The organism is Anaerolactibacter massiliensis (assembly GCF_900290205.1).
GTDB classification, from domain to species: domain Bacteria; phylum Bacillota_I; class Bacilli_A; order Erysipelotrichales; family Erysipelotrichaceae; genus Bulleidia; species Bulleidia intestinalis.
On record NZ_OLMH01000002.1, the window covers coordinates 214,798 to 229,246 of the forward strand.

The window sequence follows — 14,449 nt, forward strand, 5'->3', positions numbered from 1 at the left end:
CGGGTGCAGAAACTATGAAAAAAGCAGCGATTGTATATGATTTCGATAAGACGCTATGCGCCAAGGATATGCAGGAATACAGTCTGATTCCGGATCTCGGCTATCAGAATCCTGCTTCGTTCTGGAAAGAAGTGTCAGAGCTTTCCAGAGCTCAGCGCATGGACAGCATCAGCGCGTATCTCTATCTTCTGAAGAAGCGGTTTGAGGAGCAGGGCAAGCCGCTGAGCCGGGAGTCTTTCCGCAACCTCGGAAAACAGATTCAGCTGTATCCGGGCGTGGAGACATGGTTTGAGAGAATCAATCGCTATGGCGAAAGCCAGGGAATTGCGGTCGAGCATTACATCATCTCTTCCGGAATGCAGGAGATCATCGAGAGCGTGCCGATCGCAGAGCAGATGAAGAAGATCTATGCGTGCAGGTATTACTACGATGCGGAAGGATTTGCCCGCTGGCCGGCTCAGATCATCAATTACACAACGAAGACGCAGTACATCTTCCGCATCAACAAGCAGGTGCTGGATGAAGACAATGAAGAAGATCTGAATACGTGGATTCCGTTTGCGGACCGCGCGATTCCGTTCACGCGGATGATCTATATCGCCGACGGCATGACTGATGTGCCATGCATGCGGCTGGTCAAGGAATATTCCGGCAAATCTATCGCGGTCTACAACGCTGAGAGTGCCAAGGCTGGTATTCAGGCAGAGCGGCTGATGCGCGAAGGCCGGGTGAATTTCATGGCGGCAGCAGATTACCGCGAAGGCTCTGATATGGAAGCACTGGTCCGCATGATCCTTGACCATATGGGCGCAGATGCCCGGCTTGAGGAATTAGAGGGGAAAGTGAAATGAAGCGGAAACAGAAGAATGATGGGGAAAAGACCACCGTCAGACTGATCCGCTTTGCAGTTGTTCTGATTCTGGCAATTGCAGTGCTGGTCGGCTATCAGATGACGCACCGGGACTCGGAAAAAGCAGTTACCGTGATTGAGCTGGATGCGGCTCATGGCGGCGATAACTCTGGGTTCCAGGGACTGGTCAGCGAAGATGAATTCTGCGAGAAAGTCACAGATGCGCTTCAGGTTCTTCTCGAAAAGGATGCTTCGTTTCAGGTCGAGCGAACGCATGAAGCAGGAACTGCGATGAATGCAGATGACAGGCTTGCGAAGATCCGTTCAGATTCTCCGGATCTGGTTCTGAGCATACGGTGCAGCTGGTCCCCGGATGCGTCGGTCAGAGGCATGCATCTGTATGAGAACCTGCCTGACTCTCCTTATCATGAGAAAAGCGCCGCGGCTGCCGATGCGATCCGTGATGTCTTTTCAGAAGACGGGACGGTGACGCCGACGGCCGGCTATCTCTATTACCAGCCGATCCGTTCGCAGAAATATCAGGAAGTCCTGGTCGATGAATCGGATACTTCCGATCATGGCACCGAGACCCTGCCGCTGCTGTCAGACAGCAGCTGTCCGACGGTCGTATCAGCACATCTTTACGTGTCCAGCCAGGAAGATGCTGATGCCTGGAATAATGAAGCAGGCATTCAGAAAGCGGCACAGCTTTACTATGAAGCGCTGTGCAGGGTATACAAGCAATGAGCAATGCGGATCGGTTTCTGAATGCATATGCATCGATGGAGAAGTCGATGAACCGGATGGTCGGGCGGACGGATTATATTCCGTTTGCGACGCTCATCCATATGACGGCGAAGAATCATCCGGCCATCCGCCGGCATGAAGAAGATCTCAAGGAAATATGCGAGCTGCGGAATGCGATTGTCCATCAGCGCGGTTCCTCGGATGAGATCATTGCTGAGCCATGCGATTCCATCACTGCATCTGCGGAGCATCTTGCTGCATTGATGGAAGAAGACCAGAAGATCCTGCATTATGCAAGTCAGCCGGTCCGGTATGCAGGCATGGATGATACCGTGCGCGAATGCGCAGAGCGCATGAAGCGGGCAGATGCAGGAAAGCTTCCGGTTTATGAGAAGGGAAAAGTTTCCGGTCTCATCACGGTCTTTGAATTGCTGGATGCCGCAATGGCAGGAAAAGGCGATTGGCAGATCAGAGAACTCGTCCATGAAAACAGCCGGAATCGGATTATCTTTCTTTCGACATCCGATACGATCGAGGATGCCGTCAGAGAGTTCAGCAGGTTCCCGGCTGAGGAACGGCGTCTGCCAGTCATCCTGATCACCGAGTACGGCCGTCCGGATGAAAAGCCTCTCGGAATTCTTTCTTCTGCTGATCTGGCTAGAATTCTCAGCTCATTAATCTGAAAAAAGCCCATGATTAACGCTTTTTCTGTTGATTTTGGTATCTGTGACAGTAAAATGGAATTGTCCTATGCGACAAGGAGGAAAGGGTTTTTCATGGCAAAGGAAGTAAAGGTTGTCACCAAAAAGACGCTCGCTGATGATATTGCTGCACAGCAGGGTCTGACCAAGAAGGCTGCAGCAGAGATTGTGAACTATGTATTCGAGGAGTCCGCAAAGACTCTGAAGAAGGGCGGAGTCGTTGACATCAACGGATTCGGCAAGTTCTCTGTCAAGAAGAGAGCTGCTCGCACGGGTATCAATCCGCGCACGAAGGAAAAGATCAAGATCAAGGCTGCCAAGGTTCCGGCATTCAAGGCATCCAAGACCCTCAAGGATCTCGTTAAGTAATCATCGGTTCATCTGAATCAGAAAGGACAGCATTCCTGCAGAATGGAGTGCTGTCTTTTTCAGAAATGGGGTAAGATGGAGACAGGGGGATTTCTGAAGTATGTTCAAGAATCTGAAATGGGATTCCGTCCTGAAGGCAGTAATCTATCTTGCGGCAGGTGTAGTCATGCTGATGTACCCGGAAGTCATGACGACATACAGTGCAGATATTCTGGCGATGATCTGCATTCTGCTCGGCGTGATCAAGATGATTTCCTATCTGCTGATGGACGTGACCAAGGCATTATACCGGAGCGACTTCTCCGAAGGAATCATTCTGGTCATCGTAGGACTGGTATGTCTGTATCAGAAAGCGCAGCTGAAAACGCTGATTCCCTCGATCATTGCTCTGGCAATCATCTATTCCGGTCTTCTGAAGCTGGAAGATGCGGTTGATAACCGGCGGCTTGGAAAAACGAGCAGCGGGGGCTATGTCTTCTTTGCGATCATTGCGGTCGGACTTGGCATCGTCATCCTGTTCGGCCTTTTGAAAGATGAGAAGTTCCTGTTTCAGTTTATCGGCGGCAGCCTGATCTATTGCGGCGTGACAGATCTTATCTCGTCATTCCTTCTGGCCAGCAGATTCAAGAAATACAATGAGCAGGCTTCGAAGGAGACTGCTGCTGCAGAGACCAAGCCGGAAGAGAAGCAGCCGGAACAGACGGAACCTGCAGAAGCACCGAAGCCGGAACAGCTGGAAGCTCCTGCCGAAGAGGAAGAAGCTCCGAGACATATTCCCAATATTCTTGCGGATGCAGAGCCGGTGAAACCTGAAGAACCTGCAGCTCAGGAAGCGTCTGAAGCAGAAGCTCCTGTGCCGGCAGAGGCTTCTTCAGAAGAGCCTGCAGCAGAACCGGAAGAAAAGAGCGATGGAGGCATAGAGGAGAAATGAGACATCGAGTATTAGCAGGTACCTATACAACGGATCATACGAGCAGAGGCATCTATTCTCTGCAGTATGAAGATGGAAAAGTAAGCGATACGCAGCTGTTTGCGGAAATTGACAGTCCGAAATATATCTGTGCGGAAGGAAATCTGGTTGCTTCGATCGCTTCGGCAGAACAGGGAGCCGGGGTGGCATTATTCGATCCGAACGGAAAGCTGCTCGATCAGCTGTCTTACGAAGAACGTACTTCCTGCTATATCACCATCCATGAAGGACGGATCTATACCGCGAATTATCATCTCGGCCAGTTCTCGGTCATCGGGATTGACGGGGATCATCTGAAACTGATCAATACGATTCAGATCCGTGAAGGAGCTGGCTGCCATCAGGTATTGTTCCACAAGGATCAGATTCTGATTCCGTGTCTGTTCCGGGATCGGGTCATGATCTTCAATGCTGATCTGAAGTATGCCGGTGCCATCCGCTTTCCGGCGGGAACCGGACCTCGGCACGGCGTCTTCACGAAAGACGGCAGCTGCCTGTATCTGGTGTCGGAACTGAGCAATGAGCTCTTCGCCATTGACAGTGAAGATTACAGCTGTGCATGGCGCATGTCGGTGCTCCCGGATGGAAAGAAGCATCTGCGCGATACGGCTGCGATCCGCCTTTCTGAGAAGGAAGACCGCATTTATGTTTCTACCCGGACCCAGGACATTCTCTCTGTCATCGATCCGGCCCAGCAGAAACTGATGCAGACACATTACTGCGGTGGCAGACACCCGAGAGATTTTATTCTCCTCGAAGATCATCTGCTCGTTGCCAACCGCTACAGCAATTCCGTCGTATCCTTCGCACTGAATGAAGACGGAACGATCGGAAAAGAAGAAAACCTGATCGAAGTACCGCAGGCAGTAAGCCTTGCAGTATCCGATCAGGAAGACTGAGATCTGCCGGAAGGCAGATTTTTTTCAATGCTCGATGGGGTTCGGATCGTTTCCGGGATTCAGCTCATTATTGATGGCCGTGCTGCAGATGCGCCAGGTGCCGTCTTCATCGGCAAAGGTCAGCTGATAGCCGATATACCAGGTACGCTCGAGATCTCTGGAACTGTTCTTTGCATAGTAGCTGAAGATGACCTGGGCTGTCATCGTGTCATCGCTCTGCTTCATGACGCCGAGAACCTGGCCGTCGCTGAAGCTGCTTGTTTCGTGTTCCGTGAACCAGAGATTCTGAAGCGTGATGTAGCGCTGATACCAGAGCTGGCTTGTATCGGAAACTTCGCTGACGGAAGAGACTGATCCATCCTGGGCCGGATAGGCAGCTAAGCGTTCCGCAGCGTCGAGAATATAGTCGTTGAGAGAATCATCTGCAGGCATGCCTGCAAGCAGGTGCCCGGTGATCGGGTCCTGCATGACGGTCAGCTCCTGCCCGCTTTCAAGAGAGAGTGCAGGAAATCCGAGCAGTCCGCTCAGTTCATAGACATCCGCCTGCGGAATGAAGCTTCCGGATACGTTCTCGAAGTTTGCAGGAGTGACGCCGCTCTCTTTCAGCAGAGAACTGTCTACCTGCGTGCCATTGGAATAAAGCACAGTTCCGGAAGGAACTTCCACCGTATAGGTTTCACTGCCGATCAGCGGATATCCTGCTTTCATGGTATCGCCGTCTTCATAGACTTCCACCTGTCCGTAAGACGTATCGCCGGACTGCAGAACGTAGATCATCCGACCGGAATCTGATCCTGCGTTCTGAATCGTGATCGTACTGAAGTCTGCATCTTCGAATTTGTTCTTCAGAGCAGCATCATAGGCTGCTTCGCTGTCCATGCTGGAATGGATATGCTGGGCTGCTTCAAACAAGCCGGTATAGTCTCCGGATTCCACCTGGGTGAGGAAGCTTTGAACGGTTTCCACTGCAGATCCGGTCTGATTCTGGTCAGAGGAATCTGCTGCAGAAGAGAAATCCGTTTTCTGCAGAGAAGCTGTGAGGAACAGGCTCAGGGCAAAGCAGATGCCTGCAGAAATCCAGGCGGCTGCAGGTTTGATTTTCTTTCTGCTCATCAGTCTGCTTCGCCTCCTTTTCTGACCAGGATCGCGTCCGGGAGTCTGCGTGATCCGTTCATCGCAACCGGATAGTGCACATAATTTCCGTCATACATCATGACGCTGGAATTGCCGCCGTCGAGATTTCCGGCTTCCACGGCTCCGTATTGCTGGAAGATGGCCAGCACGTCTTCATACTTGGCGCCCCAGGAAGAAGGACCTCTGCCATCAATGACTAAGAGCAGAATCGTTCCGTCTTCCTGCATGCCGACTGCAGTGCGCGGATTCAGCATGTTCAGATCGGACGTGGGCTGATAGACCACCTGGCCGTTATGGATGAACGTCGGACCGAAGGTGATCGCCTGTTCGACGCCCATCTCAAGCAGTTCTGAAGCACTTGCGGTGGTCGCAATGAGCTTATGATCCATGGTGAAGGCAATCACGGCACTGGTGCCATCCTGGATGATTTTTCCATCCTTGATCACGATGCCTGCCGGAATACTGCCATCGCCATTTCCGCCCGCATCGACAAAACCGCCGCCGTTGATTCCGGCAATTGCGTCAAAGGTTTCCAGATAAGCCGGCAGACGCGGTCCTTCGGCACCGGTGCTCATGCCCGGATTGATCGCAATGAAGACGTCCTCGGGATTATGGACAAGCATCATATAGCCCTCATAGGTCAGGCCATAGATATGCTGCAGCTCAATGCCGTCTCCATTCAGATCTCCGCTTTCTTCCAGAGCGGAACCTGTGTTTCCTGAGAATGATTCATCTGCCGAAATAGCCGCTGCAGTGCTCTCTGCAGAAGCTGTTTCTTCCGGTTCGGAGTGCGGCGCAGCAATCCGAGAAACCAGGAAACCTGCAAAGATTCCAGCAGCGCAGAGAAGTGCAGTCACTCCTGGTGAATATCCATTCGGGCGTTTCTTTGCCATGAACTTTTCCCCTCTCTCTGTGCAGATATTATATAGATATGAGGAAAGCACACTCAAGAAAAAAGGCGCCGGGGGAGCGCCGGACAATTCAGGAGATTCTCTCAACTTTGATCCGGAAAGCAGTTTCCGGAGAAAGCGCAAGCCGGTGATTCCGGCAGGCAATGATCATCTCCCCGCGAAGATTCGTGATCGCTTCAGCTTCATCGTCTTCTGCAATGCCGAAACGATCCTGCAGTTCCTCTCCGAGTTTCCCCAGAATCCAGGTGATTCTGCAATGTTCTCCAGGTTTCAGTTCTGTCAGACTGATCATATGATATGCCTCCGATGCCGGAACTTCTTTTTTTCAACATAGTCAGATATCCGCAATTAGTCCACGCTAAGCTTTTCTGACGATCTCAGAAAGAATTAGCACTCATATTGACAGAGTGCTAGAAACTGATATAAATATAGATAGCCAAAGGAGATAGATGATATGTTCTTGATATTGACGCCGATTCTGTATATTCTTCTGATCTATGTCATTGCGGCAGTCCTGCCGGCAGTCATTCTTCTGCGTTATGTTGATAACCAGCCGAACCTTCATCGTCAGCCGCTCGGTCTGCGCAACCGCTTGATTCTCGATGGCGTATATGCAGCATTGCTGGCTGGTCTGCTGGAATATATTGCAGAATACTTTTTCCACAGGTCCGGCGGACATTCTCTGACTGTGCTTGCTTATCTGATCGTCGGCGTCATCGAAGAAGGCACGAAGTTCCTGTTCATGAAGAAAGATACCTGGAACAGTCCGTATTTTGAAACGAGATTCGACGGCATTCAGTATGCAGTATTCGTGAGTCTTGGCTTCGCGGCATTCGAGAATATCAAATATGTGTTCAGCTACGGACTCTCCGTCGCACCTGCCAGAGCAATGCTTGCCATTCCTGGCCATACCGCATTTGCAGTCCTGATGGGATACTTCTACGGCCGGGCAAAGTACCAGCATGATGTCGGTGATTCCAGCATGGCGTTCGTGACTGCCTTGATCGGATATATCGCGGCAGTTCTGCTGCATGGCACGTATGACTTCTGCGCGATGAGTTCCACTGGCATTCCGACCTTCGTCTTCTTCCTGGTGGTGATTCTGATCTATGTGATCATCTTCCGCCTGGTGCATCATGAAGCTGAGCATAACCGGATTGTCTGAGCAGAAGAATCACAATATGGCAAAAAAAAAACCGTCTGGAATCATCTTTCAGGCGGTTTTTTCTGGTTATGGAGCATAAGGGACTCGAACCCTCGACCCCCTGATTGCGAACCAGGTGCTCTCCCAGCTGAGCTAATACCCCATGCGAACAAGAAGTATTTTAGCACAGAAGAGAAAAACTGAGGGGATTATTTCAACTCAAAGGCGATTGATCCTTTTCCGTTCTCATAATGGAATTCAGCAATCGCCCCATTGATCATCACGAAGGACGGGTAGGTGTGGCCGATGTCCATCTCATAGACATACGGGATATCCGGAATGGCTTTGCGGAATGCCTCTTCATAAGAAAGCCCGGTCGTGCTCGAAGGAAACAGCACCCGGCCGATCAGAATTGCCTGGCAGTGATCAAACCAGCCAGCATTCCGGAACTGCAGCAGGGTCAGATAGAAGCTCTCTGCACTGAAGCTGAAATCATCGAAATACCAGATAAACCCATCTGCTTCATAGCGCTTCAGAAAGTCATGAACATGATCGTACTTTGTGCCGATCACATCTTTCAGGACTTCGAGACACCCGCCGATGCAGCGGCCCCTGACATGAATGGAAGATTCCGGAGACTTCCATTCGGTCGGGGTATCGGCTCCGGCATAGTCTTCCATGAAGGATGCTTTGGATGCATGCATGATGGAACTGTGCTGCGTGATGAGGTTTCCTTTGAGCAGCTGAACTGCATTCTCTTTCTCTTCTTCGAAATGGGAACTGTCGAAGCTGCCTGCATTTCTGCCATACATGGTTGCCACATCGCCGCATACGGTATAGGTGAACAGCAGACTGGTCGGATCGCTAGCTCCGAGCAGCCATTTCGGATTGGAACGCATGGCTTCAAAGTTCACATAGGGCAGACAGTCATACAGGAAATCGCCGCCGCGGGCAGCCATGACCGCATAGACGGAAGGATCTTCAAACAGCGAAGAAAATTCTCTGCCGCGTGCTTCAGGATCCGCAGAAGGGCAGGATAAAGACCAGAGCGAAGCGGTTTCACGGATATTCCATCCTTGTGCTTTCAGATATTCAAGAGATTCCCGGAATGGCTCCGGATTCTTGCCGGCACCATCGGATGGCGCGGAGACGCCGATGGTATCGCCAGGGGACAGAAACTTCGGATATATCATGTCATATTCCTCCGTGTGCTCATCATATCGGATGAAATGCCCTGGGGGCAAGGCATAAAATGGGCATCGACGTTTTCAATGATTCGGCCGATGCCCGGAGGGGGAAAGAAATTGCTTTTTGTTTCTGGATCTGATTAGCATCGGGACGGCTCGTGCTCCGTCATCAGGCTCTCCTTTCTGTTTACATGAGTTAGGTTATTCTGATTTTCTGAATAGGTTATGGATCTTTTGTGAATGATCTCTGAACAATTGTCATCACGTGATGAAAATCACGGTGTAATGCAGGGGTATACACTTCGCGGAAAGTGTTTATTTCCGGCAATGACGCTGTTTCCGGAGAAAAAGATTTGTGATTTAATAGGTTCGTGTAAAAGGAGAACTAAGATGCAGAAGACTTTTAGTGAAACAGTTAAGGCATTCGGAGTTAAGCAGGTTCTTGGCTACCTTCAGAAGGATCCGGAAAACAATATTCCGAAGATTCTGGACTGGCTGGATAAGTACGGCGGTTCTGTTGCAATGCCGGAACAGCTTGCTTTCGTGAGAAGGGTATTAACGGACAAGGACAACAAGTGGTACAAGTATGCAATCCGTCTGTTCAAGGAGATTGATCAGAACTGCATGGACAAGTTCCTGACAAACTTCGTCATCAATGGTTCCATGCTCGGACTTCCGCGCCAGCGCAAGATGGCTGCGAAGTACAAGTGCAATATTCCTTGGACCATCCTGTTTGACCCAACGTCTGCGTGCAACATGCACTGCATCGGCTGCTGGGCTGCTGAATATGGCTACAAGAACAATCTGACGTTCGAAGAGATGGACAAGATTGTCAGCCAGGGCAAGGAGCTTGGTACTTATGTTTATCTGATGACCGGCGGCGAACCTCTGGTCCGCAAGGATGATATCCTGAAGCTTGCTCAGAAGCATAATGACTGCTATTTCCACATCTTCACGAATACGACTCTGATGACAGAGGAGTTCCTTGATGAAGTTGTCAAGTGCGGCAATATTTCCTTCGCTCCGTCTATTGAAGGAAACCGTGAGACCACGGATTCCCGCCGCGGCGAGGGCTGCTATGACAAGGTTATGCATGCACTGGATATGCTGAAGGCCAAGGGAATTCCGTTTGCAGTATCCATCTGCTACACGCATGTGAACTACAAGGCAGTTACTTCTGATGAGTTCATCGAAATGCTCATTGAGAAGGGTGCTCGTATTGCTTGGTTCTTCCACTACATGCCGGTCGGAAACGATGCAACCCCGGATCTGCTGCTGACCCCGGATGAGCGTGAATATATCTACCGCAGAATCCGTTATATCCGTTCTGAGGAATCTCCGTTCCCGATCTTCACGATCGACTTCCAGAACGATGGCGAATACATCGGCGGATGCATTGCCGGCGGCAAGAACTACTGCCACATCAATTCTGCTGGCGATGTTGAGCCTTGCGTATTCATCCATTACAGCCAGGCAAACATCAAGGATCAGGATCTCCTGGACTGCCTGAGACAGCCGCTGTTCCTCAAGTATCGTGAGAACCAGCCGTTCAATCAGAACATGTTCCAGCCGTGCCCGATGCTTGAGAATTCCGGCAGACTGACCGAGATTGTCAATGAGTCCGGTGCACACAGCACTGACCTTACTTCTCCGGAGTCTGCAGAACATCTCTGCGGCAAGACCAAGGCTTATGCAGATGCCTGGGCTCCGAGAGCAGAGAAGCTCTGGGAAGAGAGACTTGAGCAGAAGAAAGCTGCTGAAGAAGCTAAGAAAGCTCAGCAGAACGCTTAATCATTCTGATCAGATACCTTCTGGTTTTACACCGGGAGGTATCTTTTCTTTGCTTTTCCGGGTTATGATGGAGGAGCGGAGGTGAACATGAAAACGAAACAGATTGATTCCGTTCATGATCTGAGAGATCCGGACCGGTTTCCGCTGTTCTGCAAGGTCAGCAGCAGTCCGGAAATCAATACTTATATCGGCGAACAGAACCAGGCGATGAAAGCGCTGCATTATACTGAGCACAGCCAGGCTCATGTGATGGTGGTGGCGCAGAGAACTTACTATATTCTCAATACGCTTAAGGAAGACGATCATACAATCGATCTTGCTCTGACGGCTGCTTGGCTCCATGATATCGGCAATATCGTGAACCGGGTTGATCACAGCCAGTCGGGTGCATTGATGGCGTTTGTGCTTCTGAACCGAATCGGGATTCCGGCATCTGATATCGCTCCGATCATCTCGGCTATCGGGAATCATGATGAAGGAAATGGCGTTCCGGTGAGCAAAATCGCTGCTGCGCTGATTCTCGCCGATAAATCGGATGTGCGCCGCAGCCGGGTGCAGGAGACGGATGTGCAGAAGTTCGATATCCATGATCGGGTGAATTATTCGGCAACGATTTCTCAGCTGAAGATCAATCATGAGCATAGTGCGATCAAGCTGAAGCTGGAAATTGATACGAAGTACGGAGAGATCGGAGAATACTTCGAGATCTTCATGGATCGGATGCTGATGTGCAGAAGGGCTGCTGCCTTTCTGCATATGGAGTTTCATCTGATCATCAATGAGCAGACTCTCTTATGAACCTGATCGAAGAACTGAGGGCATATCAGCCGTTCAATGAGCAGGAAGAAAAGGACCGGGAACTGATCCTCAGGTGTCTGGAAACGATGCCGGATGTCTATGAACGCAGCAATCCGATTGCGCATATGACTGCCAGTGCCTGGATCGTGAATCCGGAACGGACAAAAGTGCTGATGTGCTGGCATAATATCTACAAGTCCTGGAGCTGGCTTGGCGGTCATGCGGATGGTGAACGAGATCTGCTGAAGGTAGCTCTGAAGGAAACCAGAGAAGAAAGCGGACTGAAACAGGTGATCCCGGTTTCTGACCAGATCTTCTCGATTGAGTCTCTGACGGTGGATGGCCATATCCATCATGGGATATATGTGAGCTCTCATCTGCATCTGAATGTGACGTATCTGCTTGAAGCAGATAATCATGAGATGGTTCATATGAACCCTGAAGAGAATTCCGGCGTCAGCTGGTTTCCGCTGGAAGAAGCAGTCCGGAAGTCTTCCGAGCCATGGTTTAGGGAACATATCTATTCAAAGCTGAATGAAAAGCTGAAGCTGATGCAGAACAGCTGAGCAAAAGAAAAGAGAACCGGCGAGGTTCTCTTTTTCAGAATTACTTGAGGTGCCAGATATCGCGATTGTATTCTGCGATCGTGCGGTCGCTGGAGAAGAAGCCGGACTTTGCGGTATTGACCAGCATCATGCGCGTCCACTTCTCGCGATTGCTGTAATCGTAGATGGCTGTTTCTTTTGCGGCACAATAGCTTTCGAGATCCAGCAGAGTCATGAACCAGTCTTTATTCTTCAGGTTGTCGGAAACTGCAGTCAGCAGTTCCTTGTCGCCGATCTTCAGCATTTCCGGACCGGTGATGAAATCGATGCAGTGACGGATGGATTCCGAACGATTGTAGAAATCGATCGCATGATATCCGTTCGTGTCATAGAGATGGATGACTTCATCGCTGGAACGGCCGAAGGTATAGATGTTCTCGCGGCCGACCAGATCGCGGATCTCAACGTTTGCACCATCATTGGTTCCGATGGTAACTGCGCCGTTGAGCATGAATTTCATGTTTCCGGTTCCGGATGCTTCCTTGGAAGCCAGGGAAATCTGTTCGGAGAGATCGGCTGCCGGAATGGTCACTTCTGCTTTTGCGATGTTGTAGTTCTGCAGCATCACGACTTTCATGTAAGGGCTGACTTCCGGATCATTGTTGACGAGCTCCTGCAGGCAGAGAATCAGATGGATGATGTCCTTTGCCATGATATATGCGGGAGCTGCCTTGCCGCCGAAGATGACGGTGATCGGACGGGCCGGAGTCTGGCCGTTCTTGATGCGCTGATATTCATAGATGACATACAGTGCATTCATCTGCTGGCGCTTGTATTCGTGCATGCGCTTGACCTGGATATCGAAGATGCTGTCCGGGTCGATTTCAACGCCTTCCGTGCGCTTGACGAATGCGGCAAACTTCTCTTTGTTGTGATGCTTGATCTCATCCAGGCGATGCAGGACATTCTCATCGTTGTAGTACTGCATGAGATTCTGAAGGCAGTCAGCATCTGCTTTCCAGTCATCATAGATCAATTCATCCAGCAGGGAAGTAAGTTCCGGATTGCAGTGATACAGCCATCTGCGGAAGGTGATTCCGTTGGTCTTGTTGTTGAACTTCTCCGGATAGATGTTGTAGAACGGCCGGAGTTCCTTGTGCTTCAGAATTTCGGTATGCAGAGCGGCAACACCATTGACGCTGTGTCCGTAATGCATGTCCATGCGGGCCATGTGGACACGGTTCTGATTGTCGATGATGTTGAGATCCGGGTTATTGTTGTATGCGCAGATGACACCCCAGTCGAGACCGCCGATGATCGGCATAAGCTGCGGAACGACTGCGGAGAGATAATCCAGCGGCCATTTCTCGAGGGCTTCTGCCAGAATCGTATGGTTTGTATACGCGCAGACATCGGAAACGATCTCTGCTGCTTCGCGGAATGGCATGCCTTCCTGAATCAGCAGGCGCACCAGTTCCGGAATGACCATGGACGGATGCGTGTCATTGATCTGAATGGCGACGTAGTCTGCCAGATGATGGAGATCATGGCCGAGTGCTTTCTGTTCCTTCAGGATCAGCTGAGCAGCGCTGGATACCATGAAGTACTGCTGGTAGATGCGAAGCAGCTGTCCGTCCTTATCGGAATCATCCGGATACAGGAACAGGGTCAGATTCTTTTCGATGGCTTTCTTGTCGAATTCGATGCCATCATGGACGATGGATTCGTCCACGGTATCGATGTCAAAGAGATGCAGGGTATTATGTCCGGTCTTGTAGCCGAGAACGTCCAGATCATACATTCTGGAGGTAACGGTTCTGTTCCCGAAAGAAACCGGGAAGGTGACATCAGTCTTTCTCAGAATGCATGGTTCGCCAAGCCAGGTATCCGGAACTTCGTGCTGACGGCGGTTCACGAATTCCTGACGGAACAGTCCGAAGTGGTAGCGCAGGCCGATGCCGTCACCTGCCAGATTCAGCGTTGCGATGGAATCCAGGAAACATGCGGCAAGTCTGCCGAGACCGCCATTGCCGAGCGAAGGCTCCGGCTCTTCTTCTTCGACTGCGGAAAGGGATTTTCCATTCTTCTTCAGCAGTTCATCGACTTCCTTATAGATGCCGAGATTGATCAGATTCTTGCCGAGCTGTCTTCCAATCAGAAATTCTGCACTGATGTAGTAGAGTTTCTTGTCTCCGGCAGTCATCGGGATTTCTTCTGCCTTCTTCTTCACCAGAGTCAGGCATGCATGATAGAGCTCCTCATTGCTTGCCTCTGCGATAGGCTTTCCGAGTGTATCATTCAGCTGTTTTTCCAGTTCCATAGATTTTCCTCCTTCTTGATTGTAAACGTTTCCGTAAACGTTTACAACAGAATAATCGCATCAGAATCGTGAAAATCCGATAC

The 14,449-nt window shown here is 50.5% G+C and carries 15 protein-coding genes and 1 tRNA gene; 10 read left to right on the top strand and 6 right to left on the bottom strand.

Features of this window, described 5'->3' with window-relative positions; genetic code table 11:
- The first annotated feature begins 14 nt into the window (after positions 1-14).
- From C7E00_RS04590 to C7E00_RS04615, 6 genes are all read left to right on the top strand, one after another.
- Entirely contained in the window at positions 15-851 is an 837-nt protein-coding gene (locus tag C7E00_RS04590) for an HAD family hydrolase (protein ID WP_105303172.1), read from the top strand.
- Complete coding sequence (locus C7E00_RS04595; protein WP_105303173.1) at positions 848-1,597, top strand: N-acetylmuramoyl-L-alanine amidase family protein; 750 nt, start codon at positions 848-850, stop codon at positions 1,595-1,597. The genes C7E00_RS04590 and C7E00_RS04595 overlap by 4 nt, the downstream gene beginning before the upstream one ends.
- The gene (locus tag C7E00_RS04600; protein ID WP_105303174.1) at positions 1,594-2,280 is read left to right on the top strand and encodes a CBS domain-containing protein; all 687 of its coding nucleotides are present in this window, start codon (positions 1,594-1,596) and stop codon (positions 2,278-2,280) included. The genes C7E00_RS04595 and C7E00_RS04600 overlap by 4 nt, the downstream gene beginning before the upstream one ends.
- A 93-nt stretch (positions 2,281-2,373) precedes the next feature.
- Positions 2,374-2,667, top strand: a complete 294-nt coding sequence (locus C7E00_RS04605) for an HU family DNA-binding protein (protein ID WP_105303175.1) — start codon at positions 2,374-2,376, stop codon at positions 2,665-2,667.
- A 100-nt stretch (positions 2,668-2,767) separates the two neighbouring features.
- Entirely contained in the window at positions 2,768-3,598 is an 831-nt protein-coding gene (locus C7E00_RS04610; protein WP_105303176.1) for an HdeD family acid-resistance protein, read from the top strand.
- Positions 3,595-4,536, top strand: a complete 942-nt coding sequence (locus C7E00_RS04615) for a beta-propeller fold lactonase family protein (protein WP_105303177.1) — start codon at positions 3,595-3,597, stop codon at positions 4,534-4,536. Before C7E00_RS04610 ends, C7E00_RS04615 begins: the two co-directional genes overlap by 4 nt.
- A 24-nt stretch (positions 4,537-4,560) precedes the next feature.
- Here C7E00_RS04615 and C7E00_RS04620 read toward each other — a convergent pair whose 3' ends face one another.
- The 3 genes from C7E00_RS04620 to C7E00_RS04630 all read right to left on the bottom strand — a co-directional run bounded on the left by C7E00_RS04620 (position 4,561) and on the right by C7E00_RS04630 (position 6,873).
- Entirely contained in the window at positions 4,561-5,649 is a 1,089-nt protein-coding gene (locus C7E00_RS04620) for a hypothetical protein (RefSeq protein ID WP_105303178.1), read from the bottom strand.
- On the bottom strand, positions 5,649-6,563 hold the full coding sequence (locus C7E00_RS04625) for a phosphodiester glycosidase family protein (protein ID WP_105303179.1): 915 nt from the start codon (positions 6,561-6,563) through the stop codon (positions 5,649-5,651). Before C7E00_RS04625 ends, C7E00_RS04620 begins: the two co-directional genes overlap by 1 nt.
- 88 nt (positions 6,564-6,651) lie before the next feature.
- Complete coding sequence (locus C7E00_RS04630) at positions 6,652-6,873, bottom strand: FeoA family protein (protein ID WP_105303180.1); 222 nt, start codon at positions 6,871-6,873, stop codon at positions 6,652-6,654.
- A 162-nt stretch (positions 6,874-7,035) separates the two neighbouring features.
- Here C7E00_RS04630 and C7E00_RS04635 point away from each other — a divergent pair, with 162 nt between their 5' ends.
- Positions 7,036-7,746 (top strand): PrsW family intramembrane metalloprotease, encoded by a 711-nt coding sequence (locus C7E00_RS04635; protein WP_105303181.1) that lies wholly within the window; start codon positions 7,036-7,038, stop codon positions 7,744-7,746.
- 69 nt (positions 7,747-7,815) lie between these two features.
- Here C7E00_RS04635 and C7E00_RS04640 read toward each other — a convergent pair.
- Together C7E00_RS04640 and C7E00_RS04645 are read right to left on the bottom strand one after the other, a co-directional pair.
- Positions 7,816-7,888 (bottom strand) — tRNA-Ala (locus C7E00_RS04640).
- A gap of 46 nt (positions 7,889-7,934) precedes the next feature.
- Entirely contained in the window at positions 7,935-8,918 is a 984-nt protein-coding gene (locus C7E00_RS04645; RefSeq protein WP_105303182.1) for a S66 family peptidase, read from the bottom strand.
- 384 nt (positions 8,919-9,302) lie between these two features.
- On the opposite strand from C7E00_RS04645, the gene C7E00_RS04650 reads away from it, so the two are divergent.
- The 3 genes from C7E00_RS04650 (at position 9,303) to C7E00_RS04660 (ending at position 12,067) form a co-directional block, all read left to right on the top strand.
- Positions 9,303-10,703 (top strand): radical SAM/SPASM domain-containing protein, encoded by a 1,401-nt coding sequence (locus C7E00_RS04650; RefSeq protein ID WP_105303183.1) that lies wholly within the window; start codon positions 9,303-9,305, stop codon positions 10,701-10,703.
- Positions 10,704-10,790: 87 nt separating this feature from the next.
- Complete coding sequence (locus tag C7E00_RS04655) at positions 10,791-11,501, top strand: HD domain-containing protein (protein ID WP_105303184.1); 711 nt, start codon at positions 10,791-10,793, stop codon at positions 11,499-11,501.
- The gene (locus C7E00_RS04660; RefSeq protein WP_105303185.1) at positions 11,498-12,067 is read left to right on the top strand and encodes an NUDIX hydrolase; all 570 of its coding nucleotides are present in this window, start codon (positions 11,498-11,500) and stop codon (positions 12,065-12,067) included. Before C7E00_RS04655 ends, C7E00_RS04660 begins: the two co-directional genes overlap by 4 nt.
- A gap of 40 nt (positions 12,068-12,107) precedes the next feature.
- On the opposite strand, the gene glgP is transcribed toward C7E00_RS04660, so the two are convergent.
- The gene (gene glgP / locus C7E00_RS04665) at positions 12,108-14,366 is read right to left on the bottom strand and encodes a glycogen/starch/alpha-glucan family phosphorylase (RefSeq protein WP_105303186.1); all 2,259 of its coding nucleotides are present in this window, start codon (positions 14,364-14,366) and stop codon (positions 12,108-12,110) included.
- Between the last annotated feature and the right edge of the window lie 83 nt (positions 14,367-14,449).